This is a genomic window from Pseudomonas sp. TH43 (genome assembly GCF_016650635.1).
GTDB lineage: Bacteria > Pseudomonadota > Gammaproteobacteria > Pseudomonadales > Pseudomonadaceae > Aquipseudomonas.
Map to the genome: position 1 here is coordinate 292,464 of NZ_JAEKFI010000002.1, position 15,839 is coordinate 308,302.

Annotated in this window: 12 protein-coding genes; 8 read left to right on the forward strand and 4 right to left on the reverse strand. The window is 59.4% G+C overall.

Annotated elements, in window-relative coordinates:
- Positions 1-85 precede the first annotated feature (85 nt).
- The 7 genes from JFT81_RS08155 (at position 86) to JFT81_RS08185 (ending at position 6,934) form a co-directional block, all read left to right on the forward strand.
- Entirely contained in the window at positions 86-880 is a 795-nt protein-coding gene (locus tag JFT81_RS08155; RefSeq protein ID WP_201202736.1) for a helix-turn-helix transcriptional regulator, read from the forward strand.
- A 195-nt stretch (positions 881-1,075) separates the two neighbouring features.
- Positions 1,076-2,470, forward strand: a complete 1,395-nt coding sequence (locus JFT81_RS08160) for an efflux transporter outer membrane subunit (RefSeq protein ID WP_277952766.1) — start codon at positions 1,076-1,078, stop codon at positions 2,468-2,470.
- A 156-nt stretch (positions 2,471-2,626) separates the two neighbouring features.
- On the forward strand, positions 2,627-3,232 hold the full coding sequence (locus JFT81_RS08165; protein WP_201202734.1) for an SCO family protein: 606 nt from the start codon (positions 2,627-2,629) through the stop codon (positions 3,230-3,232).
- Positions 3,232-3,711: a copper chaperone PCu(A)C gene (locus JFT81_RS08170; RefSeq protein WP_201226874.1), complete on the forward strand. Its 480-nt coding sequence runs from the start codon at positions 3,232-3,234 to the stop codon at positions 3,709-3,711. The genes JFT81_RS08165 and JFT81_RS08170 overlap by 1 nt, the downstream gene beginning before the upstream one ends.
- A gap of 139 nt (positions 3,712-3,850) precedes the next feature.
- On the forward strand, positions 3,851-4,225 hold the full coding sequence (locus JFT81_RS08175) for a hypothetical protein (protein WP_201202732.1): 375 nt from the start codon (positions 3,851-3,853) through the stop codon (positions 4,223-4,225).
- Positions 4,222-4,419, forward strand: a complete 198-nt coding sequence (locus tag JFT81_RS08180; protein WP_201202731.1) for a helix-turn-helix transcriptional regulator — start codon at positions 4,222-4,224, stop codon at positions 4,417-4,419. The genes JFT81_RS08175 and JFT81_RS08180 overlap by 4 nt, the downstream gene beginning before the upstream one ends.
- A gap of 307 nt (positions 4,420-4,726) precedes the next feature.
- Positions 4,727-6,934: an LTA synthase family protein gene (locus JFT81_RS08185; protein ID WP_201226875.1), complete on the forward strand. Its 2,208-nt coding sequence runs from the start codon at positions 4,727-4,729 to the stop codon at positions 6,932-6,934.
- 102 nt (positions 6,935-7,036) lie between these two features.
- On the opposite strand, the gene JFT81_RS08190 is transcribed toward JFT81_RS08185, so the two are convergent.
- Positions 7,037-9,073, reverse strand: coding sequence for a TonB-dependent receptor (locus tag JFT81_RS08190; protein ID WP_201226876.1), 2,037 nt, complete (start codon positions 9,071-9,073; stop codon positions 7,037-7,039).
- A 336-nt stretch (positions 9,074-9,409) separates the two neighbouring features.
- Here JFT81_RS08190 and katG point away from each other — a divergent pair, with 336 nt between their 5' ends.
- A complete protein-coding gene (gene katG / locus JFT81_RS08195) occupies positions 9,410-11,680 on the forward strand; it encodes a catalase/peroxidase HPI (protein ID WP_201226877.1) in 2,271 nt (756 codons plus the stop codon).
- Between the two features lie 347 nt (positions 11,681-12,027).
- On the opposite strand, the gene pepN is transcribed toward katG, so the two are convergent.
- From pepN to JFT81_RS08210, 3 genes are read right to left on the reverse strand one after another with little or no spacing between them, the layout of a single operon-like run.
- Positions 12,028-14,685 carry an aminopeptidase N gene (pepN, locus tag JFT81_RS08200; RefSeq protein ID WP_201226878.1) on the reverse strand — a complete coding sequence of 886 codons (2,658 nt, stop codon included), beginning with the start codon at positions 14,683-14,685 and terminating at the stop codon, positions 12,028-12,030.
- A gap of 10 nt (positions 14,686-14,695) precedes the next feature.
- Positions 14,696-15,526: a DUF2797 domain-containing protein gene (locus JFT81_RS08205; protein WP_201226879.1), complete on the reverse strand. Its 831-nt coding sequence runs from the start codon at positions 15,524-15,526 to the stop codon at positions 14,696-14,698.
- Complete coding sequence (locus tag JFT81_RS08210) at positions 15,523-15,783, reverse strand: DUF1315 family protein (RefSeq protein ID WP_008079610.1); 261 nt, start codon at positions 15,781-15,783, stop codon at positions 15,523-15,525. Before JFT81_RS08210 ends, JFT81_RS08205 begins: the two co-directional genes overlap by 4 nt.
- Positions 15,784-15,839 lie beyond the last annotated feature (56 nt).

Below are 15,839 nucleotides of genomic sequence, written 5' to 3' on the forward strand. Positions count from 1 at the left end.
GTGTTCAAGGAGAAATGACTGGGTGGGCGGCTTTTACAGAGACGGCAGACGATTCAGTGATGGCTCTGAACCAAGGATGAAGGATATGAATCTGACCGGCAGCATTCGCGACATGGAAAATCCGCACTTCTACTGGCAACTTGGGGAACTGATTGCGAGCACCGGCGATGATCACTTCGCCACGAACATGTTCCAGTTGGTCGACACGCTGGTACCGGTCAACCGGGTCGATCTCAGTGAGTGGACGCTGGATGAGCGCCAGGCCAGCGTGGTCGAGATCAAGGCGCTGGGCAGTGCCGGACTGGCACAGCATTGTGCGCCGTCCGTTCCGCTGGAGCGTCCGGACGATCATCCGCTGCTGGAGAAGATGATCGAAATGAACGACTCGTTGCTGATCCAGTTGAGAGCTTCGCTGCAATCTCGCCACCCTGCGTACAGCGTTCATCAGTGCAATCTGGTGTCGCGCACTTCCAACCGGCGCTGCGTCATCTCGTTTTACCGGCCGCACACCCAGCGGGTGTTTTCTCTGCCGGAACTGTCGTTTCTCAAGAGTCTCTCCGACACCCTGTTGCCGCTGATCGAGCGACATGCGCAGATCAGCCGGCAAACCCTCGCCAGGCAACCGCGCCAGCCCATGGCCGAACTGGATCAGGCGCCGCTGGCGCAGGTGTTTGATGAACGGTTGGGGTTCAGCGCGATTGTGCTGTCGGCGCGTGAAAAAGAGGTTTGCCTGGGTTTGTTGACCGGCGCCACCGTGCCGCAAATGGCGGAAAAACTGCGGGTCAAGAACAGCTCGATCGAGACCTATCTCAAACGTGCCACGGCCAAATTGGGTGTCCGTGGCCGGCATGGCCTGGCGAAATGGATGGCCGGGGCCTGACCGGGTTGAGCCTGCACAAAATCTCCCACTGACTTCAACCCCGTGTAGGAGCTGCGGCACGTTGCGATCTTTTGATCCTGCTTTGTTCAAAACCAGATCAAAAGATCGCAGCGTGCCGCAGCTCCTACAGGGGGGGTGTCTGGCTTACGGGTTGTTCACTACAAGTATCTGCTCTTTCATGAACGAGGCTGTTCGATGTCGACGTTGCGATTCTCTCTGCTGTCCTTAGCTATGCTGATGGCCGGCTGCTCGCTGATTCCTGACTACCAGCGGCCCGCAGCCCCTGTTGCCGCGCAATACCCGACGCCGACGTTGGCCTCGGCCAGCACGGAAGACTGGCGCACGCTGTTCAATGATCCAGCCCTGCAACAACTCATCGAAAGCGCCTTGATCAACAACCGCGACTTGCGCGTCGCGGCGCTCAATGTCGAAGCGTTCCAGGCGCAATACCGCATTCAACGGGCCGACCTGTACCCGGCGGTGTCGGCCAATGCCAGCGAATCGCGCCAGCGCATGCCACCCAGTGTGACCAAAAGCAAAGCGCTGATTAATTCGACCTACGCGGTCAATCTCGGCATCAGTGCCTATGAATTGGATTTTTTCGGCCGGGTGCGCAGCCTCAGCGAGCAGGCCTTGCAAACCTGGCTGTCCACCGAAGAGGCGCGGCGCAGCGCGCAGTTGAGTCTGGTGGCCAACGTCGCCAACGCTTACCTGACCTGGCGCGCCGATCAGGAACTGCTTGAACTGACCCGCGACACCCTCGCTGCCGATGAACAAAGCCTGCACCTGACCACGCGCAACCGCGACGCCGGCAAGTCTTCCGCGCTGGAACAGGCTCAGGCGAAAACCAGTGTCGACAGTTCACGGGCCAATCTGGCGCGCTATCAACGCCAGGTCGCGCAGGACTTGAACAGCCTGACGCTGTTGGTCGGTGCACCGGTACCGGAGTCGTTGCCCGTGCGTCCACTCGCCAGCGATCTGGTGGAACAACTGCCTGCCGGGTTGCCCTCGGACCTGTTGCAACGGCGCCCGGACATTCTTCAGGCCGAGTACAAACTCAAAGCCGCCAACGCCAATATCGGCGCCGCGCGGGCGGCGTTTTTCCCCAGTGTCAGCCTGACCGCCAACGCCGGCACCTCCAGCCGCGATCTCTCCGGACTGTTCGGCAGCGGCTCCGGCGCGTGGACGTTTCAGCCGCAAATCAGCCTGCCGATTTTCAATGCCGGCAGCCTGCGTGCGAGCCTGGATTACTCAAAGTTGCAGAAAGACGTGGCGGTCGCCGAATACGAAAAATCGATTCAAACGGCGTTTCAGGAAGTGGCCGATGGACTGGCAGCGCGCGCCACTTATCAGCAACAACTGCAGGCCCAAAGCGACCTGGTGCAAGCCACGCAAACCTATTACAACCTGGCGCAGAATCGTTACAAGAACGGCGTCGACAGCAGCCTGACGTTTCTCGATGCGCAGCGTTCGTTGTTCAGTTCACAGCAAGGTCTGATCACTGATCGCCTCGCGCAACTGGTCGCCGAGGTCAACCTGTACACCGCGCTGGGCGGCGGCTGGCAGGGCGATGAACCGCACGCGCAGTGAGCACTCGTCACTTTTTCTTACACCTTTTGTCGCCCTATCCCACGCCGCACGGCGATCCGCAGCCGTCGTCTGGTCTCAGTTTGGTATCATGCGCCGCTTTTACGGTTAACCCCCCGCCAGTCCTGTCGACTGACGGGCTGCAAAAGGCGGTATTAGATGACGGCTTTGTTGACTCGCCGCAAGGTGCTTGCGGGAATGGGCGTACTCGGGCTCGGCCTGCTCGCCGGCTGCGACACCCGCGGCGAACTGTCGTACAAGTACGGCAAGGATCTGAGTGACAAGATCCTCGGACGCACCTTCAAGCTGAAGAACACCGACGGCGAAACCATGTCGCTGTCGAGCTTTCGCGGCATGATGCCGATGATCTTCTTCGGCTTCACCCAATGCCCGGCAGTCTGCCCGACCACCCTCGCCCGCGCGGCGAAAATCAAGAAACTGATGGGCAAGGACGGCGATCGCTTGCAGGTGATCTTCATCACCCTTGATCCCGAACGCGACACGCCAGAAATCCTCGACGCCTACATGAAAGCCTTCGACCCGAGCTTTGTGGCGCTGTACGGCACGCTTGAGGAAACCAAGGCCACCGCCAAGGAATTCGACGTGTTCTACGAGAAGGTTCCGGCGGGCGATACCTACACCATCTCGCACACGTCCACCAGTTACGTCTACGACTCTCGTGGCGGCTTGCGCATGGGCCTGTCCACCTCGCTTTCGGCAGAAGAATGCACCGAAGATTTGCTTACTGTTATGGAGGTTTGCTGATGCACCCTGTTCTGAACAACATCAAACGCGCCGCGCTGGCCCTGTCGCTGATGGGCCTGGCTTTCCAGGCGTCGGCGCAAACCAAAGTCGACGATGCCTGGGTACGTGCCACCGTGCCGACCCAGACCGCGAGCGGCGCGTTCATGACCGTCACCGCCGACAGCGACAGCAAGCTGCTCAGCGTTGCGACGCCGGTGGCGAAAGACGTGCAGATTCACGAAATGACCATGAAAAACGACGTCATGAGCATGGGCCCGGTGAAGTTCGTCGAGCTGCCGGCCGGCAAAGCCGTCAAGCTTGATCCGAACGGTTACCACGTGATGCTGATGGGCCTGACCGCTCAGTTGAAAGAAGGCGAAAGCGTGCCGCTGACCCTGACCGTCGAGAACGCCAAGGGCGAGAAAGAAACCCTCGAGGTCAAAGCGCCGGTCCGCGCGCTGACCAACATGGAAGGTCACGATCACAGCAAAATGCACTGATCCGACTGACTGAAAGACCTGCGGGGCGGCATGATTGATGATCATGCCGCCCCGTTTTTTTTCCCCAATGGAAAGCGTGCTTTACATCAGAAAACGCTTAGGCGACTATGTAAAGGGTCTTTTACATAGGAAGTGAAGAATGAACCGCTACTACCTCGAACTGGGCGCCGCATTGGTGCTCTACGTGCTGGTGTTGAGCCTTTCCCTGATCGCCAGCCAGTACCTGCTGGATGCCAACATTATTCTGCGATCCGTGGTGGCGCTGACCCCGATCCTTCCGGCAGGCCTGATGTGCTGGGCCATCGTGCGCAACATGCGACGCATGGACGAAATGCATCTGCGCATTCAGTTCGAAGCACTGGGTTTTGCCTTCGCCGCCTCGGCCCTGCTGACGTTCAGCTACGGTTTTCTGGAAAACGTCGGTGCGCCGCACATTCCGTGGACGTGTGTGTGGCCGGTGATGGGGCTGATGTGGATCCTCGGCCTGCAAATCGCCCGACGCCGCTACCAATGAAAAATCGCCTGAAGGAACTGCGCGCCGAGCGCAAGTGGTCGCAGGTCGATCTGGCGGAACGCCTGAACGTGTCGCGCCAGACCATCAATGCGATCGAAAACGAACGCTACGACCCGAGTTTGCCCTTGGCCTTCCAGATTGCTCGGGCATTCGAAATGCCGATTGAAAACATCTTCGACGACAGTCAAGCCTGAGACGATCCCTGTAGGAGCTGACGAGTGCAACGAGGCGGCGATCTTTTGATCCTGGTCTTTAAAAGATCGCCGCGTGCCGTAGCGCCTACAGGAGATTCGGGTACGGGTTAAACAGCCTGAAACAATAAAACCATCGATAGCAATATCGCCAATTGCCGGGGCAGACGAGAGCCACTCAGGGCTGCAAGCCACCAAGCACTCGCCAAAACCAGATCACCCAACTGTTTTAAAAGGCGATCAGACAGCTGACCCTTGGTATCATCGCGCACACTTTTTTGACGTTTTAATGACTGGAAGGTCTTTTTTTGTGAGCGCTCTTTTTAACCGGTTGCGGCAGCCAACTGCCCGCCTCTTTTCGTTGATTGTTTTGGTGCTGATCGTGCCGGTGTGCCTGCGCGCGGCGCTGGGTTGGTCGACACCACTGGGCTATTTGTCAGATCTGGCCATTGGCAGTTTACTGGTGGTTTTGCTGCATCGCCGGGCGTGGTGGCTGGCGTTGCCAGTGCTGCTGTTCTGGGGCCTGCTGGCGGTGGCGACCGCCGAACTGGTCAGCGCGGTCGGGCGTCTGCCGACGCCTTCCGACATTCATTACCTGATCGATCCGCAATTCGTCGAAAACTCCAGCGGCGGCCTCGCCCATCCGGCGCTGGGCCTCACGCTGTTGCTGGCCCTGCTGTTCTGGCTGCTGACGCAATTCACCGCGCGCGGAACGGCGCGCCCAGCGCTGCCCCGCGCGGTATGGAGCGCGCCGTTGGTGTTGTTCGCCGCTCATTGGGGCGTGCAGAACCTGTGGCCGAGCGAGACTGACCCATGGCGCGCCTATAACCTGCCGCATCAACTGATGGCCAGCGAGGTCGCTGATCTGCAGATCCGCGCCGAAGAATGGCTGGACGGCGATGTCGAAGAACCCGCGCCGGTCATGGCCGGACTGACCGATGTCGATCTCAATGGGCAAAAATTGCTGGCGGCACCGGGTCAGGCGCGCAACGTGTTGATCATCGCCCTGGAAGGCATTCCCGGCGCCTATATCCGCGCCAACCGTGAAGCCATCGGCAGCCACTATCAGGAAGACCTGATGCCCAACCTCAGCCGCTGGGCCGAGCGCGGCATGAACACTCCGGATTACGTGCTGCACACGCACCAGACCATTCGCGGTCTGTACGCGATGCTCTGCGGCGATTATGACAAGCTCAATAACGGCACGCCAAAAGGCGTGGAAATGCTCACCCTAAACGAACGCAATCAGGCGTGCCTGCCGGCACAATTGCGCGAGCACGGCTTCAGCACCCACTACCTGCAAGGTGCCGGGCTGCGCTTCATGGCCAAAGACAAAATCATGCCGCACATCGGTTTCGATGCGACCCATGGTCTGGAATGGTTCACCAACGCCAACCATCTGGAATTCCCGTGGGGCAAGGACGACAAAGCGTTCTTCGAGGGTGCGCTGGACTATGTCGGCCAACTGAAAAAGCAGAAAAAACCGTGGATGCTGACGCTGCTGACTGTGGGCACCCACCAGCCCTACTCCGCACCGGAAGATTATCTGGAGCGCTACGAAACGCCCAAGCAAGCCGCCGTCGGCTACCTCGACGATGCGCTGGAGCAGTTCCTCAGCGGTCTCGAACGCCAAGGCGTGTTGAAAGACACGCTGGTGGTGATCACTTCGGATGAATCCCATGGCATCGATGGTGTGCGCCTGGCCTCCTCCTGGGGTTTCAACCTGACACTGGCGCCGGAGCACGAACAACTGCCACGGCTGAACAAAGGCGTGTATGGCCACGTCGACCTGAGCACTTCGATCCTCGACTATTTCGACCTGCCGGTGCCTTCCGCCCTGAGCGGCCGCTCGCTGTTTCGCGACTACGACAGCGGGCGCGAAATCATGTCGTTCACCAACGGCAAACTGCGCTATCACAACGGTCAGGGGATCTTCGCCGAGTGCGACATGCCGCGCCGTTGCCGCTATTACGAGAGTGCCGGTTTCATCGCTGAAAGCGCTACGTTCAAGGGCACTTACAGCGGTCATCCCGCCAGGCAGATCGCCGCCCGCGCCAACGCGCTGGACCTGTCGTTGCTACGCACCCCGCTCAATCACCGCTATCAGTTCGGCAGCACCAACGTCATCCCGCTGCAGGCGCAGATCAAGGATGACTGGGCCGATAATCTGATCGGCGCGCAGTATCTGGAAATGCCCAAGGGTTCGCACACCCGCGTGCGCCTGACAGTGCGTTCGGTTGACCCCCTGCAGGCGGCGTACATTCAGCTCAAGGCCAAGGAGTTTGAACAGGACGTGCAGATCGGTCTGCCGCAGGAAATGGTGGCGACCGCCGACCAGCCACTGGAAATGAACTTCAGCTTCGACAACCCGCAAGAGCGCAAGGCGTTTTCCTTCCACTTGCTGGGTTACGGCCTGGGCGCCGTCGAAGTGACGGACTTCAGCGTGATCACTGAATTGCCCGGCCAAGAGGACATGCTCGACGACGTGCCCGAAGACGACACGGCCCAATCCACCTGAGCACGCCCGTGTAGGAGCTGCCGCAGGCTGCGATCTTTTGATGTTGATTGTAAAAAACAAGATCAACAGATCGCAGCCTGCGGCAGCTCCTACGGGGGATTATCAGAACGTCGTGCGTAACCCGACCTGGATGCTGCGCCCTTCTGCCGGCGCAATGTCGCGCAGGATCGAACTGGCATAGCGCACGGTTTGATTGGTCAGGTTCTCGGCGTTGACGAAGGCCAGCCATTTGCTCTGGCCGACGTCGAAGTGATATCCCACGTTGGCGCCCAGAGTGGTGTAGCCATCGGTGCTGCTTTCATTGGCCGGCACGCGATGCTGTGAACTGGCGTGCTCGACATCGATCCGCGCCTGCCAACGATCCAGTTCCCACAGCAGGCCGCTGTTCAACCGCAACGGGGCAATGCGCGGCAGGTTCTCGCCGCTGTCGAGGTTCTTCGCACGGGTGTAGTCGCCGGACACTTCCAGGGCGAACTTGCCGTACGCATTTTCACCGAGCGCCCAGCGGTCTTGCGCTTCAATACCGCTGAAGCGTGCACGTACGCCGGAGTAGGTGTATTCAGGAATGCCGTCGGCATCCTCCTCGCCGTCGTCATTCAATGAGCGGCCAGTGCCGAGCAAGCCGATGTAATTGGAAAAGTGACTGTAGAACACGCCGACACTGCCCTTGTGCGTGCCGTTGTCGAAACGTAACGCCAGATCGCTGGACACGGCTTTCTCTTTCGACAGCCCGGCATCCCCGACTTCATAAGTGCCGGTCGCGACGTGGGCACCGTTGGCGTAAAGCTCGTAGAACGTCGGCGCGCGCTCGGTATATCCCAGCGTCGCGGCCACCGACCAGATCGGCGTGAGCGTGTACACCGCGCCGGACGACAGACTGCCAGCGGTGAAACTGCTGGAGCGGTCAGCGTTGGCAAAACGCTCGTTACCTTTGGCGTCAGGATCGACCGTGGTGTGCTCAAGGCGCCCGCCGAGGGTAAACAGCAGTCGATCGGTGGCTTGCAGCTCTTCGAGAATAAACAACGCACCGGCATCGGTATCGGTCTGCGGCACGAAGGCTTCTTCGCCCAGTGCCGAGAACTCGTTGCGGCTGACTTGCGCACCGATCACTCCGTTGAACGGCCCCAAAGGCTGGTGCCGCGCCTCGACTCGCGCTTCATAACCTTTGTTCTTGAACGTCGTGCCGACTTCGCCACCTTCGATTTCACGATGCTGGTAATCGGTGTAACCGGCATCGAGTTTGATTGAGCTGAACGGCCCGTCGAGATTGCGCATCTCGGAGGCGAAGGCGTAGTGCTCCTGTTGCATGCGGATGCGCACATCGTCTTCGGCGGGCGAACCGTAGTTCGAATCGTAGTTGCTGTAGGACAGGCCGGCGTATCCGTCATCCCAGGTGTAAGAGCCCCCCACTGCCCCGCCGTCCTGACGCCCGTCGCTGTTGGCCAGGCGATGTTTTTTAGAATCGCCATCGTCGCTGGCACGTTCGCGGCTGGTTTTCGCGTATCCAGGGATTTTCAGGTCATTGAACTCACGGGCGCTGGCGTCCAGGTGCAAAGCGAACTCACCGTTGCCAGCCTCGAGTTTGCCGGCGCTGCTGCGCGTGGTGTCGGCGCCGCCGTAACGCAACTCACCGGCACCGTGGATGCCGTCGATGGCCTCGGTCGGGATGCGATTGTCGAAGGTGTTGACCACCCCGCCGATGGCGCTGCCGCCATAGAGCAAGGCTGCCGGGCCGCGAACGATTTCAATGCGCTCGACGTTGACCGGGTCCAGTGGTACTGCGTGATCGTAAGACAGCGACGAAGCATCCAGCGCGCCGACACCATTACGCAGAATGCGGATGCGGTCGCCGTCCTGACCGCGAATGATCGGCCGGCTCGCGCCCGGACCAAAGTACGACGAAGAGACGCCGGGTTGCTTGTTCAGGGTTTCGCCAAGGCTGCCCTTCGTTTGCAGCGTGAGGTCGTCGCCGCTGAGCACGGTCGACGGCGAAGCCAGTGTCTGGCTGCCAAGTGGATTGCCGGTGATGACTTGGGGTTGCAGTTCAAGTGGCTCGCCGGCGAATACCGGCGAGGTGAACAGCAACGCGACGGCCAGAGGATTGAGGCGTCGTTGCAGGGGGTGGGAACGGGCAGGCATTTCAGAATTTCCGTGAGCTGAACAGTGAAAATCGCAGTCAGCGCTTGCACATCGCGCTGAAGGAAACAGAGTGAAACAAAATTAATGTTATACAATAACGTTTCATTCTGTCATTACGATTCTTGCTTTTAATTTGCCAGCAAGTGCTCAAGGACAAGGATTTCGGACGCTCAGCAGACGTGCGAAGGCGCCTGGTTTTCGTGATTACAACCCTGAAAGACTTTACCTATCGGCGCCCAACAGTCGGCCTATTAGCTGACTGCCCAACTCGGGTCTAGCCTTACTAGTCCGAAGTCGGCATGAGCCGGCCATAGCAGACCTGATAAGGATCCGAACATGGCAAACGAATCGAAATGCCCGTTCAACCACGCCGCCGGTGGTGGTACGACGAACCGTGACTGGTGGCCGAATCAACTCAATCTGAAAATCCTGAGTCAGCACTCGCCCAAGTCCGATCCGTTGGGCAAGGACTTCGACTACGCCAAAGCCTTCAAAAGCCTCGACTTTCAAGCGCTGAAACAGGATCTCACTGCGCTGATGACCGATTCCCAGGACTGGTGGCCAGCAGACTTCGGCCACTATGGCCCGCTCTTCGTTCGCATGGCCTGGCACAGCGCCGGCACCTATCGCACCGCCGATGGCCGCGGAGGTGCCGGCTCCGGTCAACAGCGTTTTGCCCCGCTCAACAGCTGGCCCGACAACGTCAGCCTGGACAAGGCCCGCCGTCTGCTGTGGCCGATCAAACAGAAATATGGTCGCAACATTTCCTGGGCCGACCTGATCGTCCTCACTGGTAACGTCGCGCTGGAGTCGATGGGCTTCAAGACTTTCGGCTATTCAGGCGGACGTCCCGATGTGTGGGAACCGGACGAAGATGTGTACTGGGGTTCGGAACATGAATGGCTGGGCGGCGACAGTCGTTACGGCAAAGACAAGTCCGCCATGCAGGAACCCGGCGACGGCACGTTGGTAGCAGAGCCAGACTTGCACGGTAAAGAGGAAAGCCGCACCGATCAGGGCGAACGCACTCTGGAAAACCCGCTCGCCGCCGTGCAGATGGGGCTGATTTACGTGAACCCGGAAGGCCCTGAGGGCAATCCCGATCCCGTCGCTTCCGCCCACGATATCCGCGAAACCTTCGGCCGCATGGCGATGAACGACGAAGAAACCGTGGCATTGATCGCCGGCGGTCACGCCTTCGGTAAAACCCACGGCGCCGGGCCTGCCGACAATGTCGGGCCTGAACCTGAGGCAGCGGGTTTAGAAGAACAAGGCCTGGGCTGGAGAAACGCGTTCGGCACCGGCAAAGGCGCCGACACCATCACCAGCGGCCTGGAAGTGACCTGGACCACCACACCCACCAAGTGGAGCAACAACTATCTGGAAAACCTGTTTGGCTTCGAATGGGAATTGAGCAAGAGCCCGGCCGGTGCCCACCAGTGGATTCCAAAAAACGGCGCCGGCGCTGGCACCGTTCCGCATGCTCACGATCCGAGCAAAAAACTCTCGCCGACCATGCTGACCTCTGACCTGGCGCTGCGTTTCGACCCGGCGTATGAGCAGATCTCGCGGCGTTTCCTGGCCAATCCCGAGCAGTTGGCAGATGCCTTTGCCCGCGCCTGGTACAAACTGATCCACCGCGACATGGGCCCGCTGTCACGCTATCTCGGCCCGGAACTGCCCGCCGAAGAACTGCTCTGGCAGGACCCGATTCCGGAAGTCACTCATCCGCTGATCGACGACAGCGACGCCGACGCGCTGAAAAGCAAAATCCTCGCGTCGGGTCTTTCTGTTTCGCAGCTGGTTTCCACAGCCTGGGCGGCGCTTTCGACGTTCCGTGGCTCGGACAAACGCGGCGGCGCCAATGGAGGGCGTCTGCGTCTGGCACCGCAGAAATTCTGGCAAGCCAACCAGCCTGAGCAACTGGCCAAAGTGCTGCAAACCCTTGAAGGCATTCAGAACGAGTTCAACGGCGGTGCCGCCGGCAAGAAAGTCTCGCTGGCGGATCTGATCGTTCTGGCGGGTAATGCCGGGATCGAGCAAGCAGCGAAAAACGCCGGGCATTCGATTAGCGTGGCATTCAATCCTGGACGCACGGATGCCACTCAGGAACAAACCGACGTCGACTCGTTTGGTTTCCTTGAACCGATTGCCGATGGTTTCCGCAACTACAGCAAAGGCAAATACACCGTTTCGGCGGAGGCACTGTTGATCGACAAGGCGCAACTGCTCACCCTGACCGCGCCGGAAATGACGGTGCTGTTGGGTGGCTTGCGAGTGTTGAACACCAACGTCGGGCAAAGCCGTCATGGCGTATTCACGTCGCAGACAGAAGCGCTGACCAATGACTTCTTCACTAACCTGCTGGACATGGGCGTGGAGTGGAAGCCGACTTCGCGGGATGCTGACGAGTTCGAAGGACGCGACCGTAAAACCGGCAGCGTGAAATGGACGGCGACGCGGGTTGATCTGGTGTTCGGTTCCAACGCGCAATTAAGGGCACTGGCTGAGGTGTATGCCAGTTCGGATGCGAAGGAGCAGTTCGTTAAGGACTTTGTGGCGGCGTGGACGAAGGTCACCAACCTCGATCGTTTCGACTTGAAGTAATTTCCGGTCAATAAAAAACGCCGCATTGATTAATGCGGCGTTTTTTATGCGTACGGCTCTGGGAATTGTGTTGATGCATAAATCTTACCCCCTCACCCCCAGCCCTCTCCCCCAGGGGGCGAGGGGGAAAGGGAGCAGATCTGTGGGCTTTTCAAACCTGAGTTTGATTTTGGACTTTCGGATCAAGAGTTCGACTTTGGACTTTCGGATCAAGAGTTCGACTTTGGACTTTCGGATCAAGAGTTCGACTCCGGACTTTCAGGTCGGTGTAACTCGACCATCCACCTCGGTCAGTCCCCTCTCCCACTGGGAGAGGGTTAGGGTGAGGGCAAGCCCTACCACAAATCTCAAGCCAGGCTCTTGCTCACCACCTCATACACATCACTCGACAACTGCCCCGAAGCCCGAATCCGCTCCAGCTCGCCTTTCATCAACGCCTGTCGCGCACCGTCATATTTGCGCCAGCGTGTCAGCGGCGCCAGTTGGCGCGAAGCGATCTGCGGGTTGAAGCCGTTCAGTTCGATCACCAGATCTGCGAGGAAGCGATAACCGGAGCCATCCGCCGCGTGGAAGTTGATCAGGTTCTGCCCGGCAAACGCACCGACCAGCGCACGCACCTTGTTCGGGTTCTTGATGTTGAACGCCGGGTGCTGCATCAACGCTTTCACGCGCTCCAGCCCGCCCGGCAAAGTGCTGCCGGCCTGTACGCTGAACCACTGATCCATGACCAACGGGTTGTCCTTGAAGTGCTCGGCGAAACTCGCCAGCGCCAACGCTTTCTGCTCTTCGAACGGCGAGTTGACCAACACCGCCAACGCCGTCAGGCGCTCGGTCATGTTGTCGGCCGTTTCGAATTGTTCCAGTGCCGCTGCCAGCACTTCCGGTTTGCCGCTGAGCATCAGGTACGACAGCGCGATGTTCTGCAACGCACGACGGGCAAAATGCTCAGCCTCGGCGACGTACGGGGTTTGCTTCGACAGGTCGCGGTTGGCCTGATAACGCAGCCACAGCGCTTCGAACAGATTGTCCGCCAGTTGCTTACGGGCGAACTCGCGAGCGATATGAATGGCGTCGACATCCGCCACTTCGCTGATTTCAGTGAGGTACGCCTCACCCGGCAGCGAGAGCATTTCGGCGACCATCGCCTGGTCGAGCGACTCGTCGGACAGCACGGTTTTCAGCGCCGAAATCAGACGTGGATCAAGCACCAGGCTCTCGCCCTTCTGCTGCTGTGCGATCAGCTCTTGCAGCACCTGCACCGACAATTGCTGACCGGCATCCCAGCGGTTGAAGCCGTCGCTGTCATGCTGCATCAGGAACATCAGTTGATCGCGGTTGTACGGAAAGCTCAGTTTTACCGGCGCCGAGAAGCCGCGCAGCAACGATGGCAGCGGTTGTTCGGCGATGTCGACGAAGGTGAAGGTCTGCTCGGCTTCCGTCACAGAGATCACGCGGGTGGTGCTTTGGGCAGCGGCTTCGCCAGCCAGGCGCAGGGCATTTTCGTTGCCCTGACTGTCGAGCAGGCCGAGTTCGACCGGAATCACGAACGGCAGTTTTTCGACCTTGTCCGGGGTTTCCGGGCAGCTCTGGCGGAAGGTCAGGCTATAGGTTTTCGCCGCAGCGTCGTAAGACTCGCTCACCGCCAGACGTGGCGTGCCGGCCTGGCTGTACCAGCGCTTGAACTGGGTGAGGTCGACGCCGTTGGCATCTTCCATGGCCTTGATGAAATCGTCGCAGGTCACGGCTTGACCGTCATGGCGTTCGAAATACAGGTCGCTGCCCTTTCGGAAGCCTTCAGCGCCGAGCAAGGTGTGGATCATGCCGACCACTTCCGAGCCCTTTTCGTACACGGTCAGGGTATAGAAGTTGGAAATCTCGATGAAGCTGTCCGGGCGCACGGCGTGGGCCATCGGGCCGGCATCTTCGGCGAACTGGTGGGTTCGCAGATAAGCCACGTCCTGAATGCGCTTGACCGTGGCCGAGTTCATGTCGGCAGAGAAGCCGGAGTCACGGAACACCGTAAAGCCTTCCTTCAGCGACAGCTGGAACCAGTCGCGGCAGGTCACGCGGTTGCCCGACCAGTTGTGGAAGTATTCGTGGGCGACGATCGCTTCGACGCGCTGATGCGCGGCATCGGTGGCGGTTTCGGCGCGGGCCAGCACGGCGCTGGAGTTGAAGATATTGAGGCCCTTGTTCTCCATCGCGCCCATGTTGAAGTCATTCACGGCGACGATCATGAAGATGTCCAGATCGTACTCGCGACCGTAGACTTCTTCGTCCCAGCGCATCGACTTCTTCAGGCTGTTCATCGCGTGCTGGCACTTGTCGATGTTTTCCGGCTCGACGTAGATGCGCAGCGCAACGTTGCGATGGGTCATGGTGGTGAAGGTGTCTTCAACGCACCACAAGTCACCGGCCACCAGCGCGAACAGGTACGCCGGTTTCATGAACGGGTCTTCCCAGGTTGCCCAGTGGCGGCCGTCTTCGCCCGGGCCCGAGGCGATCGGGTTGCCGTTGGAGAGCAGCACCGGATAGCTGTGCTGCTCAGCGACCACGGTAGTGGTGAACTTGCTCATCACGTCCGGGCGGTCGAGGTAATAGGTGATCTTGCGGAAGCCTTCGGCCTCGCACTGGGTGCAGAACATCGTGCCGGATTTGTACAGGCCTTCCAGCGCGGTGTTGGTTTCCGGGTGGATCTTGACGCTGGTGTCGATCGTGAAGGTTTCGCTGACCGGTTGCAGGGTCAGGTGGTTTTCGGACAACTGATAATCGCCCTCGGCCAACTCTTTGTCGGCGAGGGTCACCGAGAGCAGTTCCAGCTGCTGACCATCGAGTACCAGCGGCGGCAGGCCCGGGCCACGCGCCGGGTTGCGGCGCATCACCAGTTGCGCGTGCACCAGGCTGTGATCCTCGAACAACTCGAAGGTCAGGTGTGTTTCGTCGATCAGGTACTCGGGCGCCTGATAGTCCTTCAGGTAAATCATCTTCGGTTGTTCGGTGCGCATGCTGGAGTCCTTATTGATGCACGGCGAGCTGATAAGCCGTGTACTTACGAATGTTGATCACGCCGGTGTCGAAGATCAGGTACTGGCCTTTGATCCCCATCAACGTGCCTTCGGCAATCGGGTTCTTGTCCAGGTTGAAGCTGACGATTTTGGCCGGGTATTGCTCGACCGGATAGCGGATTTCGAGAGGTTCTACATCGGCAATCGTCTGAATCGCTTGTAGGCCGAATCGCTCTTGCAAGCCTTGCAGGCCTTCGGCGCAACTCTCGAACAACTGATCGCGCACTTGCGCCAGATCGACCGCCACGGCATCGCCCTTGAGCAGTGCACGCCAGTTGGTCTTGTCGGCGACCTGACTGCGAAACAGGTCTTCGACGAAGCCCGATTGCTGACGCGTCGATACGCGCATGATCGGCAAGGCCTGACTCGCGCCCTGATCGAGCCAGCGGGTCGGCAATTGTTTAGCACGCGTGATGCCAACCTTGATCCCCGACGAATTGGCCAGGTAAACCACATGGTCGGTCATGCAGAACTGCTCGCCCCACACCGGATCGCGGCAGGTGCCAGCGTCATAGTGGCAGCGCTCCGGGCTCATGATGCAGAGGTCGCACTGTGCCAGTTTGGTCATGCACGGGTAGCAATAGCCCTGACTGAAACTGGTTTTGGTCTTGCGCCCGCAATGGGTGCAGTGGATCGCCCCCAGGTATTCCAGACGCACCGTGGTGCCGATCAATGGATTGACCGGCACCTCGACGTCATCCAGACGAAACGCGTATTGCACGTTCGGCCCGTCCAGGCGCGCCGACATTTTGCTGATTGCACCGCGGCCAATCTCGATCAATGGATAGCGTCCGACTTGAACAGGATGTTCGGCACTTCGATCGACTTCGACGCACACTCTTGCGGGCCCATGTAACCGGTGCGCTGATCTTCAGGCAGGTTCTGGATTTCCCAGGCGATCATCGCCTGCAACGACAGCTCGCGCTGCTCGGCGGTGAGCTTGCCACCGTCGGACCACTTACCGATCTCCACGGCCAGTTTCAGGCTCTCGTAGATGTCCGGGGTGATGTTTTTGATCATTTCGGCAAAAGACGACATGTATGAACACTCTCCAATGAATGTCGTTAGTTTAACGGCGCTGAAGCGGCAAGACA

Excerpts from the sequence above, each read along its gene's own strand:
- JFT81_RS08190 (WP_201226876.1), bottom strand. The coding sequence starts at position 9,073 with ATGCCTGCCCGTTCCCACCCCCTGCAACGACGCCTCAATCCTCTGGCC.
- JFT81_RS08175 (WP_201202732.1), top strand. The coding sequence starts at position 3,851 with ATGAACCGCTACTACCTCGAACTGGGCGCCGCATTGGTGCTCTACGTG.
- katG (WP_201226877.1), top strand. The coding sequence starts at position 9,410 with ATGGCAAACGAATCGAAATGCCCGTTCAACCACGCCGCCGGTGGTGGT.
- JFT81_RS08155 (WP_201202736.1), top strand. The coding sequence starts at position 86 with ATGAATCTGACCGGCAGCATTCGCGACATGGAAAATCCGCACTTCTAC.
- JFT81_RS08170 (WP_201226874.1), top strand. The coding sequence starts at position 3,232 with ATGCACCCTGTTCTGAACAACATCAAACGCGCCGCGCTGGCCCTGTCG.
- JFT81_RS08180 (WP_201202731.1), top strand. The coding sequence starts at position 4,222 with ATGAAAAATCGCCTGAAGGAACTGCGCGCCGAGCGCAAGTGGTCGCAG.
- JFT81_RS08210 (WP_008079610.1), bottom strand. The coding sequence starts at position 15,783 with ATGTCGTCTTTTGCCGAAATGATCAAAAACATCACCCCGGACATCTAC.
- JFT81_RS08165 (WP_201202734.1), top strand. The coding sequence starts at position 2,627 with ATGACGGCTTTGTTGACTCGCCGCAAGGTGCTTGCGGGAATGGGCGTA.
- JFT81_RS08160 (WP_277952766.1), top strand. The coding sequence starts at position 1,076 with ATGTCGACGTTGCGATTCTCTCTGCTGTCCTTAGCTATGCTGATGGCC.
- pepN (WP_201226878.1), bottom strand. The coding sequence starts at position 14,685 with ATGCGCACCGAACAACCGAAGATGATTTACCTGAAGGACTATCAGGCG.